The following is a 15,435-nucleotide window of genomic DNA, read 5'->3' as shown; positions in this document are numbered from 1 at the left end:
CGGGTGAGTGTGAATGTGGCGACGCATCACCGGAGTGTCGCGTCACGGGATTCACTGTCGTGCAACGTGGATCAGTACAGCGCGCGTACGGCGTCGATGGTGTCGGCGTCGTCGGGGCCCTTGTCGTCTCGATAACGCAGCACTCGGGCAAACCGCAACGCGACTCCGCCTGGATAACGCGACGACCCCTGCACCCCGTCCACCGCTACCTCGACCACCTGCTCGGGGCGCAGCGCGACGACATACCCGTCGGTGCCACCGATGGCCAGCTCGGTGAACCGGGCGGTCTGCCAGTCCAGCATGGCGTCGGTCATTCCCTTGAAGGTCTTGCCCACCATGACGTATTTGCCACTGGCCGGGTCCCGTGCCCCGAGGTGAATGTTGGACAGCTTGCCGCGACGGCGGCCCGAACCCCACTCCACGGCCAGCACCACCAGATCCAGCGTGTGCACCGGCTTGACCTTGAGCCATCCCGCGCCGCGACGCCCCGCCTGGTACGGCGCTGCGGGCGCCTTGGCCATCACGCCCTCATGACCGGCGGCCAGTGTCGCGTCCAGAAAGGCGGCCGCGGCCGTGGCGTCGGACGTGATCAGCCGGTCCACCCGGTGTCTGACGGGCACCACGGCGTCCAGCACGGCTAGCCGCTCGGTGGTCGGCGCGTCCAGCAGGTCGTCGCCGTCACGATGCAAGATGTCGAAGAAAAACACCGAAAGCGGCTGGGTCGCACGGGCGGCCGCAACATCGACCGATCGACCGAACCGGGACGCGGTGACCTGGAAGCGATGCGGACGGTGGTCGGGTCGCAACGCGATCGCCTCACCGTCGGCCACCAGCACACGCACCGGCAGCGCCAACGTTGCCTCCACTACCTCCGGCAGCCGGGCGGTGACGTCGTCGAGGCTTCGGGTGTAGACGGTGACGTCGTCGCCGGCGCGGTGAATCTGTACTCGGGCGCCGTCCAGCTTTGCCTCGAATATCGTTGTGCCGTCATGACGTTCGAGCGCGTCGGTCACACCGGTCGCGGTCTGCGCCAGCATCGGGCCCACCGGCCGGCCCACCCGCAGGGTGAAGGCGTCCAGCGCTGCCACCCCGCCGGCCAGGCCCGCGGCGGCGACCGCCGGCAGATCACCGGCCAGCATGGCGGCGCGCTGCACCGCGCTGGCGGGGATCGCGGCCGCTTTGGCGACGGCGTCGGTCATGATCCCGGTCAGCGCACCCTGGCGCAGCTCACCGCTGAGCAGCCGTAGCAAGAAGATCTGCTCGGATTCTGTTGCCGCCGAGAACAACTCGGAGACCAGCTGGGCGCGGCGCGCCTGTGAGCCGCTACCCGAGGTGGCGCCGATCTCGGAGAAGGCCGCGTCGACGCCCGCGACGCTCAGCGTCGCATGCCCGGCCGGCGGCGGAAGCGACCGCAACGACGCCCAGCCGACCCCGATGTGCCGCTGCGGCAGTTCCCCGGAAAGCCACGCCACGATGATCGCCACCAGCTCGGCGTCGGGTGCGGCGCGGCGAAGCAGGTCGGCGATGCGTTCGACCTTCCTCAGCCGCGACGAGGTGGCGCCCACGTCAAGTGAGGTAGTGGCCACGTCGAGAAGGAGCACGGTTCAGCTTGGCATGACTCGCCGACAACCGTTGCGGGCCGACACGCTAGCGTGCCTAGATAACGTTACAGATTGCCAGAATTCTGACAAGCCACTATAGGGAGGTCCGGATGGAGATCAGCGGCAAGAAGGTCGTGGTCATCGGCGGTGCGTCGGGGATGGGTCGGGCCACCGCCGAGTTGCTGGCCGAACGTGGCGCACACGTCGCGGTGCTCGACCGCGAGAACTCCGACGGCAAGGCTGTTGCCGAGGGGCTCGGCGGCGCGTTCTACCCGGTCGACGTCACCGATTTCACCGGAACCGAAGAGACCCTGCAAACGGCGGTGGACAACCTCGGCGGCCTGCACGTCGCGGTGACGACCGCGGGCGGCGGCATCGCCAAGCGGACCCTGACCAAGTCCGGCCCCCACGACCTCGAATCCTTCCAGTCGGTCATCGATCTCAACCTCATCGCCACCTTCAACATCAGCCGGCTGGCGGCCGCGCACATGGCCAAAAACGAACCCGAGGACCCCGAAGCAACCGGGGAGCGCGGCGTCATCATCAACACCGCATCCATCGCGGCCTTCGAGGGTCAGATCGGGCAGGTCGCCTACACCGCCGCCAAAGCCGCGATTGCCGGCATGTGCCTGACCATGGCCCGTGACCTGGGATCGATGGGAATCCGGGTGCTGGCCATCGCACCCAGCCTGTTCCTGACCGGGCTGACCGCCATGGTTCCCGACGAGATGGCGGCCCAGCTGGTCAAAGACGCGGCCTTCCCGAAGCGGATGGGCCGGCCCATCGAGTACGCAAAGCTGGCGGCGGCCATCGTGGACAACCCGATGCTCAACGGTCAGTGCATCCGGCTGGACGCCGGCCAGCGTTTCGCGCCCAAGTGACCGACCGAGCCGCCCGGGCCCCCGCCTGGATTGAGTACACTCTTTAGAAAATCAGCAGCACCCGCGACGGCGCGGGGCCGCGCAGTGCCGCGAGGAGGCCCTGATGGGTATCGCACTCACCGACGACCACCGCGAACTCGCCGAGGTAGCCCGCGGGTTTCTGACGGCGCAGAAGGCCCGCTGGGCAGCGCGGTCACTGCTCGACGCGGCCGACGAACAGCGACCGCCCTTCTGGCCGCAGCTGGTCGAACTCGGTTGGCTGGGTCTGCACATCGACGAAGAGCACGGCGGGTCCGGCTACGGGCTACCCGAACTCGTGGTGGTGATCGAAGAACTCGGCCGCGCGGTGGCGCCGGGACCGTTCGTGCCCACCGTCATCGCTTCGGCGGTGATCGCCAACGAGGGCACCGCCGAGCAGAAAACCCGGCTGCTGCCGGGCCTGATCGACGGAACCGTCACCGCCGGCGTGGGTCTCGACGGCCTGGTGCAGGTCACCGATGGCGTCGCCGACGGCGAGGCGGGTGTCGTCCTGGGTGCCGGGCTGGCCGATCTGCTGCTGGTCACGGCTGGGGACGACGTGCTGGTGCTCGACCGCGGCCGGGCGGGTGTGTCGGTAGACGTGCCGGCGAACCTCGATCCCACCCGGCGCTCCGGGCGCGTTCGGCTGACCAAGGTGAGCGTCAGCGCCGACGACATCCTGGCGGGGGCACGCGAATCGGCGCTGGCCCGGGCACGGACGTTGCTGGCCGCCGAGGCGGTCGGCGGCGCGGCCGACTGCGTCGACGCCGCCGTCGGCTACGCCAAGGTGCGCCAGCAATTCGGCCGCACCATCGCGACTTTCCAAGCGGTCAAACACCATTGCGCCAACATGTTGGTGGCGGTGGAGTCCGGCATTGCCGCGGTGTGGGATGCCGCCCGTGCGGCATCCGAAGATGAAGAGCAGTTCCGCCTGATCGCGGCGGTGGCGGCGGCGCTGGCGTTTCCTGCCTATGCGCGCAACGCCGAGCTCAACATCCAGGTGCACGGCGGCATCGGGTTCACCTGGGAGCACGATGCCCATCTGCACCTGCGCCGAGCGCTGATGACCGCTGGATTGCTCGGCGGAGACGCGCCGGCCCGCGATGTCTTCGACCGCACCGCGGCCGGGGCCAGTCGGGTCAACAGCCTGGACCTGCCGCCCGAGGCCGAGGAGTTGCGCACCCGGATCCGCGCCGACGCCGCCGAGATCGCGGCTCTGGACAAGAAGGCGCAACTGGACACGCTGATCGAGACCGGGTACGTCATGCCGCACTGGCCCAAGCCGTGGGGCCGCGCCGCGGATGCGGTGGAGCAGTTGGTGGTCGAGGAGGAGTTCGGTAAGGCCGGCATCAAACGCCCGGACTACTCGATCACCGGCTGGGTGATTCTGACCCTGATCCAGCATGGAACACCTTGGCAAATCGAAAGATTCGTGGAGAAGGCGCTGCGTCAAGAAGAAATCTGGTGCCAGCTGTTCTCCGAGCCCGACGCCGGCTCGGACGCCGCGTCGGTCAAGACCCGCGCCACCCGGGTGGACGGCGGCTGGAAGATCAACGGGCAGAAGGTGTGGACCAGCGGGGCCCAGTATTGCGCCCGCGGCCTGGCCACCGTGCGCACCGACCCGGACGTCCCCAAGCACGCCGGCATCACCACGGTGATCATCGACATGAAATCGCCCGGCGTCGAGGTGCGCCCGCTGCGACAGATCACCGGCGGCTCGGAATTCAACGAGGTGTTCTTCAACGACGTGTTCGTTCCCGACGAGGACGTCGTCGGAGCGCCCAACTCCGGGTGGACGGTCGCACGGGCGACGCTGGGCAACGAGCGAGTCAGTATCGGCGGCAGCGGGTCGTTCTACGAAGGGCTGGCAGCCAAACTGGTGCAGCTGGCCCATCGGAGAGCAGATCGGTTGGCGGGAGCCGAAATTCGGGTCGGGTACTTCCTGGCCGAAGATCACGCGCTACGGCTGCTGAACCTGCGCCGCGCGGCGCGCAGCGTCGAAGGTGCCGGCCCGGGACCGGAAGGCAATGTCACCAAACTGAAGCTGGCCGAGCACATGATCGAAGGCGCTGCCCTCTCGGCGGCATTGCTGGGGCCCGAGATCGCGCTGCTCGACGGTCCCGGTGCGGTGGTCGGCCGGATGGTCATGGGCGCGCGCGGCATGGCGATCGCGGGGGGCACCTCCGAGGTGACCCGCAACCAGATCGCCGAGCGCATTCTCGGTATGCCGCGCGACCCGTTGATCAACTAGGGCTCGGCGGGGCAGGGCCTGCGATCGCGAGCAGACGCAAAATCGCCCAAAATCGCGGATTTTGGGCGATTTTGCGTCTGCTCGCGTCTGCTCGCGGGGCTCCCGGTGCCCTAGGTGCGGGGCGCGAACTGCGGGGCCCCGCCGGAACCTCGCTCCGGCCGGATCTCGACGGGCATTCCGCACGTCACCGAATCCGGTTCACACCCAACGATATTGGCGGCAACACGGAGCCCGCTCTGTTCGCTGAGTTCCACCAGAGCGATCACATAGGGGGTCGGGATGTCCGGGTTGTATGGGTGGTAGTTGACCGTGTAGGTGAACACCGTGCCGCGCCCGGACACCGGCCGTGCCACCAGCGGGCCTCCGCAGCTGCGGCATTCACCGGTCGCCGGATGCGCCCATCGCGCGCAGTGGTCACAGTGCTCGATGAGCAGCGGCTGGCCAGACACGCTAAATACAGTACACTCTATTGATTCGTGGACGGATGGCCTGGCGGGCGGTGCACGTGAATTATTTCGAGAAGGACGCGATCCTGTCCGGCCTGGGCATTTCGCGCATCGGGCGGCGCACCGGCATCCCGGGGCTCGAGTTGACCATGGAAGCGGTGCGGGCCGCCATCGACGACGCCGGTCTGGTCGCCGCCGACATCGACGGCATCGCGACCCTGGGCGACACCCCCGCCGCCGAGGTCAACGCCGAGCTGCGGATCGACGCGGGGGATTGCGGATCCGGCTTCGGCACGGGCGGGTTGCTGAATCCGGTGATGTCGGCGTGCCGGGCGGTCGCCGAACGGCGCGCCCGCCATGTGCTGGTCTATCGGACCATCCAGATGCTGGGCGGCAACGTCCCGGTGCGACCGCAAGACGATGCGCCGGCCCCGCCGCTGGCGCGGATGCTGGACCTCCCCGAAGGCGCCCCGCGGCCCGCCGTCGGGCCGATGGACGACATCACCGATCTGATTGCCGCACACGCCTATTCGGCGGCGAACTGGCTGGCGCTGAATTGCCGCCGGCACATGGAGCTCTACGGAACCACCAAGGAGCAGTTGGGCTGGGTTGCCCTCAACGGCCGGCGCAGCGCGGCGTTGAATCCGCTGGCGGTCTACCGCGAACCTATGACGATGGCCGACTATCTGGGCACGCGGCCGGTGTCGACGCCATTCGGGCTGCTGGATTGCGATGTGCCCATTGACGGATCCATCGCGGTGGTGGTCTCGAGTGCCGGGTATGCCCGCGATTGCCCGCACCGGGCCGTGGCGGTCGAGGCGATCGGTGGATCCTCCGGCGCCGGTGGGTGGTTTCATCGCGACGACTATCCCAAGATGGCGATGTCGGACGCGGCGGCGCAGATGTGGTCGCGAACCGAACTGACACCGGCCGACCTGGACGTCGCCCAGCTGTACGACGGCTTTACGTTCCTGACGATCGCCTGGCTGGAGGCGCTGGGCATCTGCGCCGACGGCGACGCCGGCCCGTTCGTCGAGGGCGGGGCGCGGATCGCTCGGGACGGCGAGCTGCCGTTGAACACCTACGGAGGCCAACTTTCGGCGGGGCGGATGCACGGCTACTGGGCGTTGCACGAGGGATGTCTGCAGTTGCGCGGCGATGCGGGGGAGCGCCAGGTGGCTCGGCGCCCGGAGGTCGGCGTGGTGTCCGTGGGCGGGGGTCCGGTGGCCGGATGCATGCTGCTGACATGCTGAACATCGTTGTGGGGCAGCTCCATTGAGTGTCGAGCCACCGGCAGCCCGCACCGACAAGCGAGCCGCGCGGATCGCCCGCTGCATCGAGACCGAGGTCGTCCGCCGCGGCTGGCCAGTCGGGGCATCGCTGGGCTCGGAAGGCGCTCTGCAAAAGCGATACGGCGCCAGCCGGTCGGTGCTGCGCGAAGCCGTTCGGCTCGTCGAGCACCATCAGGTGGCGCGGATGCGTCGCGGACCCAACGGCGGCCTGCTCATCTGTGCACCCGATGCCGGACCGGCGACCCGCGCGGTCGTCATCTATCTCGAATACCGGGGCACCACCCTGGACGACCTGCTCGAGGCGCGCCTGGTGCTCGAGCCGCTGGCCGCCGCTCTTGCCGCCGAACAGATCGACGAAGCCGGAATCGAGCGGCTGCGGGCGGTGTTGGCTGCCGAGCAGCGGCAGCCGGGGTTGCCCGGCGCCCGCGACGAGTTCCATGTGGCACTGGCACAGCAATCGAAAAACCCTGTCCTACAGCTGTTTATCGAAGTCTCGATGCGACTGACCAGGCGCTACGCGCTGGCCTCGCGGACCGACTCGGCGACCGAGGCGCTGGAGGCGCTGGACCGGCTGCACCACGACCATTCGGGAATCGTCGCGGCAGTCACCGCCGGTGATTCCGCGCGCGCCACGGCGCTCAGTGAGCGGCACGTGCAAGCGGTAACCGCCTGGCTGCAGCGGCATCGGCGCGGCGACCGGTCCGGGCGGGCACACCCCCGACAGGTACGGCGGCCGGACCCCGAGGCGCCCCGCGGCAAGCTGGCCGAAGTGCTGGCCGCCGCGATCGCCGACGACATCGCCGCCAGCGGTTGGCAGGTCGACTCGGTTTTCGGAACCGAGGCCGCACTGCTGGAACGTTATCGGGTGAGCCGCGCGGTGCTGCGGGAAGCGGTGCGGCTGCTGGAATTCCACACGATCGCCCATATGCGTCGGGGCCCCGGCGGTGGGCTGGTCGTCACCCGCCCCCAGGCGCGGGCCAGCATCGACACCATCGCGCTGTACCTGCAGTACCGCAAGCCGAGTCGCGAGGACCTGCGCTGCGTGGGGGATGCGATTGAAATCGCCAACGTGGCAAGAGTCGTGCAGCGTCGTGACGAGCCAGAGGTGGCGGACATGCTCGACACGCTGGACCCGTCCACGGGTTTTGCCGCCGACGCGGCCGCAGGCCGAGTGCGTAAGGCCGCGGTCGAGGAATTCCGGTTCCACATCGGGCTGGCTGAGCTGGCCGGTAATGCGCTGCTGGAGCTGTTTCTGCGGATAATCGCCGAACTATTTCGCCGGCACTGGTCCAGCACCGGAGGTCAGCCACCGACCGCGGCCGACGTCGTCGCGGTCGAACACGCCCACCTGCGGATTCTGCAGGCGATCCGCGGCGGCGACGACAGCCTGGCCCGCTACCGCATCCGTCGCCATCTGGACGCGGCGACGTCGTGGTGGCTCTAGAACTCGGTCGAGCCAAATTCGCGCATAATCAACACCCCCGGCGGGTACATGCTTACCTGAACGAAAAGCCGGTCCAGCAGGGTGCCGGCGCAGGGGCGGGAGCGCTGACATGACGACTGGCACGGAAACCGAGCGACGAGGCTTCGTCCATTCCGCGCTGCTGTACCACTCCCAGCGGGAGTATCTGGATTTCGTCGGGCGCTTCGTGGCCGACGGGTTGGCGCTGGGGGAGCCGGTTCTGGTCGCGGTACCAGCGGACCGACTGGCATTGCTGCGCGGCGAACTGGGTGCCTGCGGTCGCGCTATGGCGGAGCTGCGCATGATCGACATCGCGCGTGTCGCACGCAATCCGAGCCGATTCCTGGCCATAGCAAGTTCCTTCGCGGCGAAATACCCCGATCGGCGGGTCCGGATCGTCAGCCACCTCGTCTGGCCCGGCCGCACCGCCGACGAGTGTCTGGCCTGCGTGCAGCATGAGGCGTTGGTCAACCGGGCATTGGCACGTCACAGCGTGATGGCGCTGTGTCTGTTCGACGCCGAGCGGCTCGACGACGAATTGTTGGCGGATGCCCGTGCCACCCATCCGTTGTTGTGGAAGTGCGGGTCGGCGTATCGCAGCGCCGATTACGCCCCGGAGGAGACGTTGGCGCGCTGCAATCAGCCGCTACCGCGTAACCCGGGCGCCGTGACCTATCTGGTGCGCGAAAGCACAGACCTGCGCCGTGCGCGTTCGTTTGCCGTGGACTACGCCGGATGGGTCGGACTGTCGCAAGACGGCCTGGAGGATTTGCGATTGATCACCACCGAGCTTGCCACCAACAGCCTGCAATACGCCGATGGCGCATGCCAGCTTGCCTTCTGGCGGCATGATGAGCACCTGGTCTGCGAGGCGCGCGATAGCGGACGGTTCGATCAGCCGCTCGTCGGACGTCAACTCCCGGGCACCGGCGCAACCGCAAGCCGCGGGCTGTTTTTGGTCAACGCCATGGCGGATTTGGTGCGTACCCACACCACGGCAAACGGCACCACCATTCAGGCATACCTTCGGCTCGAGCCGTCGGCGGCTTCCGTGGGCTAGTGAATCCGTCCGGGAGGTAGGTCCGCAGCGGCCGGGCGTCGAACCTATCCCAGCGACCCGCTCGGTGCCGGCACCGCCGGAATCGTGCATGTGGTGGTCTTGCAGTCATCGGTGCTGTTGCAGCTCACCGCCGCGGTGGCTGCAAACGCCGCGATCAGCGCCGCGACGATTATCCGAACTGCCCGGGACCCTTTGCTTTTTGCATTCATCGGTGGTGCCTTTCGATTGCCATTGCGCAGATGTGAATTCCAACGATGACTGTCTGAAGATGTTATGCCGTCGCTTCTCGCGGCGGGCCGTTTTGCCTTAATGGCTCTGGCCTGCCGCAAGATCAAACCCGCAGGGAGCGACCCTGAGGGATATGGGTCGGGGGAAGTGTCCGCTGGACTTACCTGCGACCATCCGACCGAGTCGAGGATGTGGTTAGTTCGTGCGCGTTTGCGCCGCGTGATAGCTGCTCGCCAGTTATCGAACGTGAAATGCGCTACCCGGCGTATGTCGCAATCTGTCGCCGAGGTCCTGATCTCGGCTGGTCGAAAATCTGCAATTGCCGGTGCGCGTGGCGGCGTGATCGAAACCCGGCGCGGGCCAACCGCTACTCTGGCACCACGCTCGTCATCGGGTTGGCGGGCTCGTGTTCAGCGGCGCACCCGGCCGCCAGCACCGCGAATGCCGCGGCCAGCACTACGACCACCGTCTTGACCGCCTGCACCGTCCTGCTGGTCTCTTTTGCGCTCATCGACCGTGCCTTTCGTTTGCTGGACCGCACCCGTAGTTGGCGATTCCGCCGCATCAGATGCTATCGCCAAAGCACCGAACGGCGCGGTGTTTTGGCGCCTGCGGCAGTGGGGGATCGCCAGCGAGTGGGCAATGGGCTCACCCCATGACCGCGAGCAGACACACAATCGCATGTCGCCGGCTCGCTGCGTGCGATTGTGTGCCTGCTCGCCGGCTTCAGACGGTCACAGCGGGCGCAGGACTATGGGCATGCCGTCCTTGGGGACCGGCATACCGCCGTAGTCCCAGCTCGCGTGGTAATCCGGCCGCGGCAGCTCCAGCCGGTAGCGGCGCAGCAACCGGTGCAGGATCGTCTTGATCTCCAATTGGCCGAATACCATCCCAAGACACTTGTGTGCGCCGCCGCCGAAGGGCGTGAACGCGTAGCGGTGTCGTTTGTGCTCGTTGCGTGGCTCGGTGAATCGCTCCGGGTCGAATGTCATTGGCTCGGTCCAGAATTCGGGCAGCCGGTGATTCAAGCCGGGAAACGCGATGACGTTGGTGCCCTTGGGCAGGTAGTAGCCCAGCAATTCGGCATCGCGAACGGTCTGCCGCATCGCCCACTGGACCGGCGTCACCAACCGGATGGACTCGTTCATCACCAGGTCGAGCGATTCCAGCTTCTCCAGCGATTCGATGTCCAAAGGCCCGTCGCCGAGGCGGTCCGATTCATCGCGGCAGCGCTGCTGCCACTGCGGGTGAGCCGCCAGGTGGTAGGCCATCGTGGTGGCCGTCGACGTCGAGGTGTCGTGGGCGGCCATCATCAAAAAGATCATGTGGTTGACGATGTCATTGTCGGAGAACCGGTTGCCGTCCTCGTCCTCGGTCTGACACAACACCGTCAGCAGGTCGTTGCCTTCGTGGCCGCGGCGTTCCTTGACCCGCTCGGCGAAATAGTGCTCGAGCAGTTCCCGGGCCTTGAGCCCTCGCCACCAGGTGAACGGTGGCACGCTGGTGCGGATGATGGCGTTGCCGGCGCGGGTCGTTGTCGTGAACGCCTTGTTCACCTTGGTGACCAGCTCATGGTCGGTGCCGGGTTCGTGGCCCATGAACACCATCGAGGCGATGTTGAGGGTGAGTTCTTTCATCGCCGGATAGAGCAGGAAGCGCGCATCGTTGATCACCCAGTCCTCGGCGATCACCTTCGACACCACGTGGTCCATCTGCTCGACGTAACCGACCAGCCGGGACCGGACGAACGCCTCCTGCATGATCCGCCGGTGGAACATGTGCTCCTCGAAGTCGAGCAGCATCAGCCCGCGCCGGAAGAACGGGCCGATCACCGGGACCCAGCCCTGCTGCGAGTAGTCCTTGTTGCGGTTGGAATAGATGACCTGAGCGGCGTCCGGGCCCAGCGCCGCGACGAACGGCAAGACGGGCGAGTCGCCGTAGATGACGGGCCCCTTGGTGTTGTACAGGAACATCAGATAGTCCGGTCCGCCGCGCAGCATTTCGATCATGTGCCCGATGATCGGCAGCCCCGCGTCACCCACGACCGGCTTGAGCCCGCTGCCCGGCGGCGGGTCGGACAGCTTCTTCTCCGGAAATTGAGTGTTCAGCAGCCAACGCTCCACCAGGCCCATGCCGGGAAAGTTGTTGAACGACGGGGTCAGCCGGCGCTGGGCTTGGTCAAGGAGATACGCCGGGGTGCTGATCGTCGCCCTGCTCGTGGCCATGACGCTCCTTACCGGTTGTGGCGGCCATCACTACCTAGATCCATCCTTGGAATGAACTTGACGGCTGTCAAGTTTTCTTTTCGCGCGGCTTGGTGCATGGTCAGCATGTGAGTGAGCACGCCCCCGACCAGCAGGCTGTGCCGGCATTGCGGCGGCGTGGCGACAAGCATCGGCAGGCGATCCTGCAGGCGGTGCGGGAACTACTGCAGGAGCGGCCGTTCGCGGAACTGTCGGTCAGCACCATCAGCAACCGGGCCGGGGTAGCCCGCTCCGGGTTCTACTTCTACTTCGACTCCAAATACGCGGTGCTGGCCCAGATATTGGCAGAGGCAGCCGAGGAACTCGAAGAACTCACCCACTACTTCGCCCCCCGCCAGCCGGGTGAGTCGCCGCAGCAGTTCGCCAAGCGGATGGTCGGTAGCGCCGCCGTTGTCTACGCGCACAACGACCCGGTGATGATGGCCTGTAATGCGGCCCGCCACACCGACATTGAGATCCGCGAGATCCTCGAGCGACAGTTCGACGTGGTGCTGCGCGAGATCGTCGGCGTCGTCGAGGCCGAAATGAGAGCCGGCACCGCCAACCCGATCAGCGATGACCTACCGACATTGATTCGTACCCTGGCGGGCACCACCGCGCTCGTGCTGACCGGCGACCCGCTGCTCGTCGGCCGCGACAGCGACCCCGACCGCCGGGTGCGGGTGCTCGAACAGATGTGGCTCACCGCGCTGTGGGGCGGTGCCCCCAAGGCCTGAGCCGCCGGTATCGTCACCGCCATGGCCCAACCGCGGTATTACGCAGGGAAACGGTGCCTGGTCACCGGTGCGGCCAGCGGCATCGGCCGGGCCACCGCATTGCGGCTCGCGGCGCAGGGTGCCGAACTCTATTTGACTGACCGCGACGCGGACGGCTTGGCGCAGACGGTGTCCGATGCGGGTGCTCTCGGCGCGCTGGTGCCCGAGCATCGAGTCCTCGATATCTCCGACTACGCCCAGGTGGTCGCGTTCGCGACGGACGTCCATGCCGGCCACCCCAGCATGGACGTCGTGCTCAACATCGCCGGCGTCTCGGCGTGGGGGACAGTCGACCGGCTGACCCACGACCAGTGGAGCAGGATGGTCGCGATCAACCTGATGGGTCCCATCCACGTGATCGAGACCTTCGTTCCGCCGATGGTCGCAGCCGGCCGGGGCGGCCATCTGGTCAACGTGTCCTCGGCGGCCGGACTGGTCGCGCTGCCCTGGCATGCGGCTTACAGCGCGAGTAAGTACGGCCTACGGGGGCTTTCGGAGGTGCTGCGCTTCGATCTCGCACGACATCGCATCGGGGTGTCGGTCGTGGTCCCGGGCGCCGTGCGGACACCACTGGTCAACACGGTCGAGATCGCCGGCGTGGACCGCGACGACCCACAGATCAAGCGCTGGGTCGACCGCTTCAGCGGCCACGCCATCTCGCCGGAAAGGGCTGCCGAAAAGATCCTGGCCGGGGTGGCCAAGAACCGTTACCTGATCTACACGTCGCCGGATATCCGGGCGCTGTACGCGTTCAAGCGGCTGGCGTGGTGGCCCTACAGCGTGGCGATGCGCCAGGTCAACGCGATCTTCACCCGCGCACTGCGGCCCGGCCCATCGCAGCGCTGACCGGGTTACTGGCCGGTGCCGCTGAGCAAGAAGCCGGCGAGCCTGCTGCCGACGTTGCCGATGCCGGAGAGGAACGCGCCGGTCAACCCTGCGGTGCTGCTGTTGTACCAGCCGGTGACGATACTGCCGATGTTTCCCATGCCCGACGTCAGTTGGCCGATGTTTTCGAATCCGGAGAGAAAGCGCCCACCGTCGTTGGAGAACCCGGAAAAGAACTGTCCCGCGTTGAAGAATCCCGAGCCGCCGCCCGGACCGCTGTTGAAGAAGCCCGACGTTGGATTGATGGTGGAGTTGCCGACGCCCGGTGCTGCGGGAATGTGAAGGATCGGGACTGAGATCGGGCCCACGCTGTTGATGATTTCAATGTGCATCCTGCTGAATGGTATGCCGCCTACGTTTCCTACGTTGAACCCCGTCAAGTCGAAACGGTTGATAACAATTTCGGGTACAACGACCGTGATTGACTCACCCTCGCCCAGCGGAATGGTTACATTCGGAATAGGGCTAGGTAAATCGATGAATAGATTGAGGTCTATCGGGACGTCCATGCTGAACTCCCGGACCGTTATGCCGTCTATAAAGCCGGTGACGGGTATCGCCAGATCGACGTTAACGCCAATGTTCAAGGGGATTCCGGGCATGGTGATGCCAAAGTCGAAGCCGAACTGTCCCCGGTCGTTGGCGCGCCAGAAATAGCCGTTGTTGCGGTTTCCGGAGTTAAACGATCCGGTGTTCAGGTTGCCATTATTGTAGGAGCCGGTATTGCCACTTCCGGTGTTGAAATCGCCGGTGTTAACCCCGCCGGTGTTGAGATTACCGGTATTGGTGCTGCCCGCGTTGGACAGGCCGGTGTTCAAACTGCCGGAGTTGAACAGGCCGGTGTTGAACGAGCCGGTGTTGCCGATGCCGGTGTTGGCGCTGCTGGTATTACCGATGCCGGTGTTGTAGCTGCCGGTGTTGCCGAAGCCGATGTTACCGACACCGGTATTGCAGAAGCCCAGGTTGAAATCGCCCAGGTTACCGAAACCAAAGTTGTTGTCCCCAAAGTTGGCGAAGCCGAAGTTTGCGATGCCATGATTTGCATCGCCGATGTTGAAGTCGCCGATGTTTCCGTTGCCCAGGTTGAAGCTCCCAAGGTTCGCGCTGCCGAAATTAAGGCCACCTCCGTTGGCGTAGCCGAAGTTGAACGTCGATGCGCCCCCGCTGTTGTGGAAAATTCCCGAAAGATGGTTGCCGACATTGCCCAATCCCGAATTCAGGGCACGGAATTCTAGGTCGAGATTGCTGGTGTTCTCGAAGCCGGAGATGGAGTTGCCGAAGTTGTGGATACCCGATTGCAGCAGGCCGGCGTTCAGCACGCCTGAACTGCCCAGGTTGCGGGTGAAATTGAAGAAGCCCGAGGTGTCGGGTCCGAAGTTGCCGAACCCCGACGTGCCCCCTCGGCCGCTATTGAAAAATCCTGACGAAGGCGCGTCGGTCGTGTTTCCGAAACCCGGTGCTGCCGGGATATTGATGATCGGGATGTTGATAGGGCCGACACTCCCGGCAACAGAAACGCCTAGCCTCGTTTCTGGGCTTCCCACGGTAATCGAAATGAACGGCCCCGATACTCGGATGGGAGGCATTTGTATTGGACCGACAGTGCCGCTTAGCGCGGGAAAATCTAATGGAATTGCGGGAATCTTGAACGGTGCTAACACGATTTCTGTGGTGCGACCCTCGACAGGAATATGCAAGGGAACACTCAACGGCAGATTTATCGGAATTTCTGGAATCGTCATGGTGTAGGAGAACCCGGCATTTGCTGCGCCGTCGCCCCTGGCGAAGAAGCCGTTGTTCATGTCGCCGATGTTGAAGGCGCCGGTGTTGAGATCGCCGGTGTTGGCCCAGCCGGTGTTGATGTTGCCGGTGTTGTGGGACCCGGTGTTGGTGTCGCCCGGGTTGAACTCGCCCGTGTTGAAGTCGCCGACGTTGTAGTTGCCGGTGTTGTAGTTACCGACGTTGCCGATGCCGGTGTTGACGATGCCGGCATTGTAAAAGCCAGTGTTAGCCCTACCGGAATTACCGAAGCCGGTGTTGAACGAGCCGGAATTGCCCAGACCCCAGTTCCCGGTCCCGGAGTTTCCGAATCCGGTGTTGCCGCTACCCGAGTTGAACAGGCCGGTGTTGCCGGTGCCGGAGTTGAGCCCGCCGAAGCCCAGCTGGTTGCTGCCGCCCAGACCTATCCCGATGTTGTTGTCGCCCCCGAAGCCGCCGTTTCCGAAGCCGATGTTGCCGTTGCCGGTGTTGACAAATCCGAGGTTGCCGTTGCCGGAGTTCCGGCCGCCGAAG

12 protein-coding genes are annotated in these 15,435 nt (G+C 65.9%); 7 read left to right on the top strand and 5 right to left on the bottom strand.

The window, feature by feature from the left end; translation table 11 throughout:
- Positions 1-71 precede the first annotated feature (71 nt).
- On the bottom strand, positions 72-1,601 hold the full coding sequence (locus tag BST40_RS04450) for an ATP-dependent DNA ligase (protein ID WP_075546513.1): 1,530 nt from the start codon (positions 1,599-1,601) through the stop codon (positions 72-74).
- A 110-nt stretch (positions 1,602-1,711) separates the two neighbouring features.
- Between BST40_RS04450 and BST40_RS04445 the strand changes: the two genes are divergently transcribed.
- Together BST40_RS04445 and BST40_RS04440 are read left to right on the top strand one after the other, a co-directional pair.
- Entirely contained in the window at positions 1,712-2,482 is a 771-nt protein-coding gene (locus BST40_RS04445; RefSeq protein ID WP_075546512.1) for an SDR family NAD(P)-dependent oxidoreductase, read from the top strand.
- A 103-nt stretch (positions 2,483-2,585) separates the two neighbouring features.
- Complete coding sequence (locus BST40_RS04440; protein WP_083153580.1) at positions 2,586-4,751, top strand: acyl-CoA dehydrogenase family protein; 2,166 nt, start codon at positions 2,586-2,588, stop codon at positions 4,749-4,751.
- Positions 4,752-4,861: 110 nt separating this feature from the next.
- On the opposite strand, the gene BST40_RS04435 is transcribed toward BST40_RS04440, so the two are convergent.
- Entirely contained in the window at positions 4,862-5,200 is a 339-nt protein-coding gene (locus BST40_RS04435; protein WP_083153578.1) for a Zn-ribbon domain-containing OB-fold protein, read from the bottom strand.
- A 56-nt stretch (positions 5,201-5,256) separates the two neighbouring features.
- On the opposite strand from BST40_RS04435, the gene BST40_RS04430 reads away from it, so the two are divergent.
- The 3 genes from BST40_RS04430 to BST40_RS04420 all read left to right on the top strand — a co-directional run bounded on the left by BST40_RS04430 (position 5,257) and on the right by BST40_RS04420 (position 9,011).
- Complete coding sequence (locus tag BST40_RS04430; protein ID WP_083153613.1) at positions 5,257-6,450, top strand: thiolase family protein; 1,194 nt, start codon at positions 5,257-5,259, stop codon at positions 6,448-6,450.
- A 22-nt stretch (positions 6,451-6,472) separates the two neighbouring features.
- Positions 6,473-7,933 (top strand): FadR/GntR family transcriptional regulator, encoded by a 1,461-nt coding sequence (locus tag BST40_RS04425; protein WP_075546509.1) that lies wholly within the window; start codon positions 6,473-6,475, stop codon positions 7,931-7,933.
- A gap of 109 nt (positions 7,934-8,042) precedes the next feature.
- Entirely contained in the window at positions 8,043-9,011 is a 969-nt protein-coding gene (locus BST40_RS04420; RefSeq protein WP_075546508.1) for a sensor histidine kinase, read from the top strand.
- Positions 9,012-9,606: 595 nt separating this feature from the next.
- Here BST40_RS04420 and BST40_RS30705 read toward each other — a convergent pair.
- The gene (locus BST40_RS30705; protein WP_162877272.1) at positions 9,607-9,750 is read right to left on the bottom strand and encodes a hypothetical protein; all 144 of its coding nucleotides are present in this window, start codon (positions 9,748-9,750) and stop codon (positions 9,607-9,609) included.
- Between the two features lie 223 nt (positions 9,751-9,973).
- Positions 9,974-11,464, bottom strand: a complete 1,491-nt coding sequence (locus BST40_RS04410; RefSeq protein WP_075546506.1) for a cytochrome P450 — start codon at positions 11,462-11,464, stop codon at positions 9,974-9,976.
- 107 nt (positions 11,465-11,571) lie between these two features.
- Between BST40_RS04410 and BST40_RS04405 the strand changes: the two genes are divergently transcribed.
- Both BST40_RS04405 and BST40_RS04400 read left to right on the top strand, forming a co-directional pair.
- Positions 11,572-12,219 carry a TetR/AcrR family transcriptional regulator gene (locus BST40_RS04405; protein WP_075546564.1) on the top strand — a complete coding sequence of 216 codons (648 nt, stop codon included), beginning with the start codon at positions 11,572-11,574 and terminating at the stop codon, positions 12,217-12,219.
- Positions 12,220-12,240: 21 nt separating this feature from the next.
- Positions 12,241-13,104 carry an SDR family oxidoreductase gene (locus tag BST40_RS04400; protein WP_075546505.1) on the top strand — a complete coding sequence of 288 codons (864 nt, stop codon included), beginning with the start codon at positions 12,241-12,243 and terminating at the stop codon, positions 13,102-13,104.
- Between the two features lie 5 nt (positions 13,105-13,109).
- Here BST40_RS04400 and BST40_RS04395 read toward each other — a convergent pair.
- Positions 13,110-15,435: beta strand repeat-containing protein (locus BST40_RS04395; protein WP_083153576.1), on the bottom strand; the 2,326-nt coding region annotated here is incomplete at its 5' end.

Origin of the sequence: Mycobacterium persicum, assembly GCF_002086675.1 — a bacterium.
GTDB lineage: Bacteria > Actinomycetota > Actinomycetes > Mycobacteriales > Mycobacteriaceae > Mycobacterium > Mycobacterium persicum.
The sequence above is the reverse complement of the archived record's forward strand: the minus strand, read 5'-3'. Positions and strand labels throughout refer to the sequence as shown.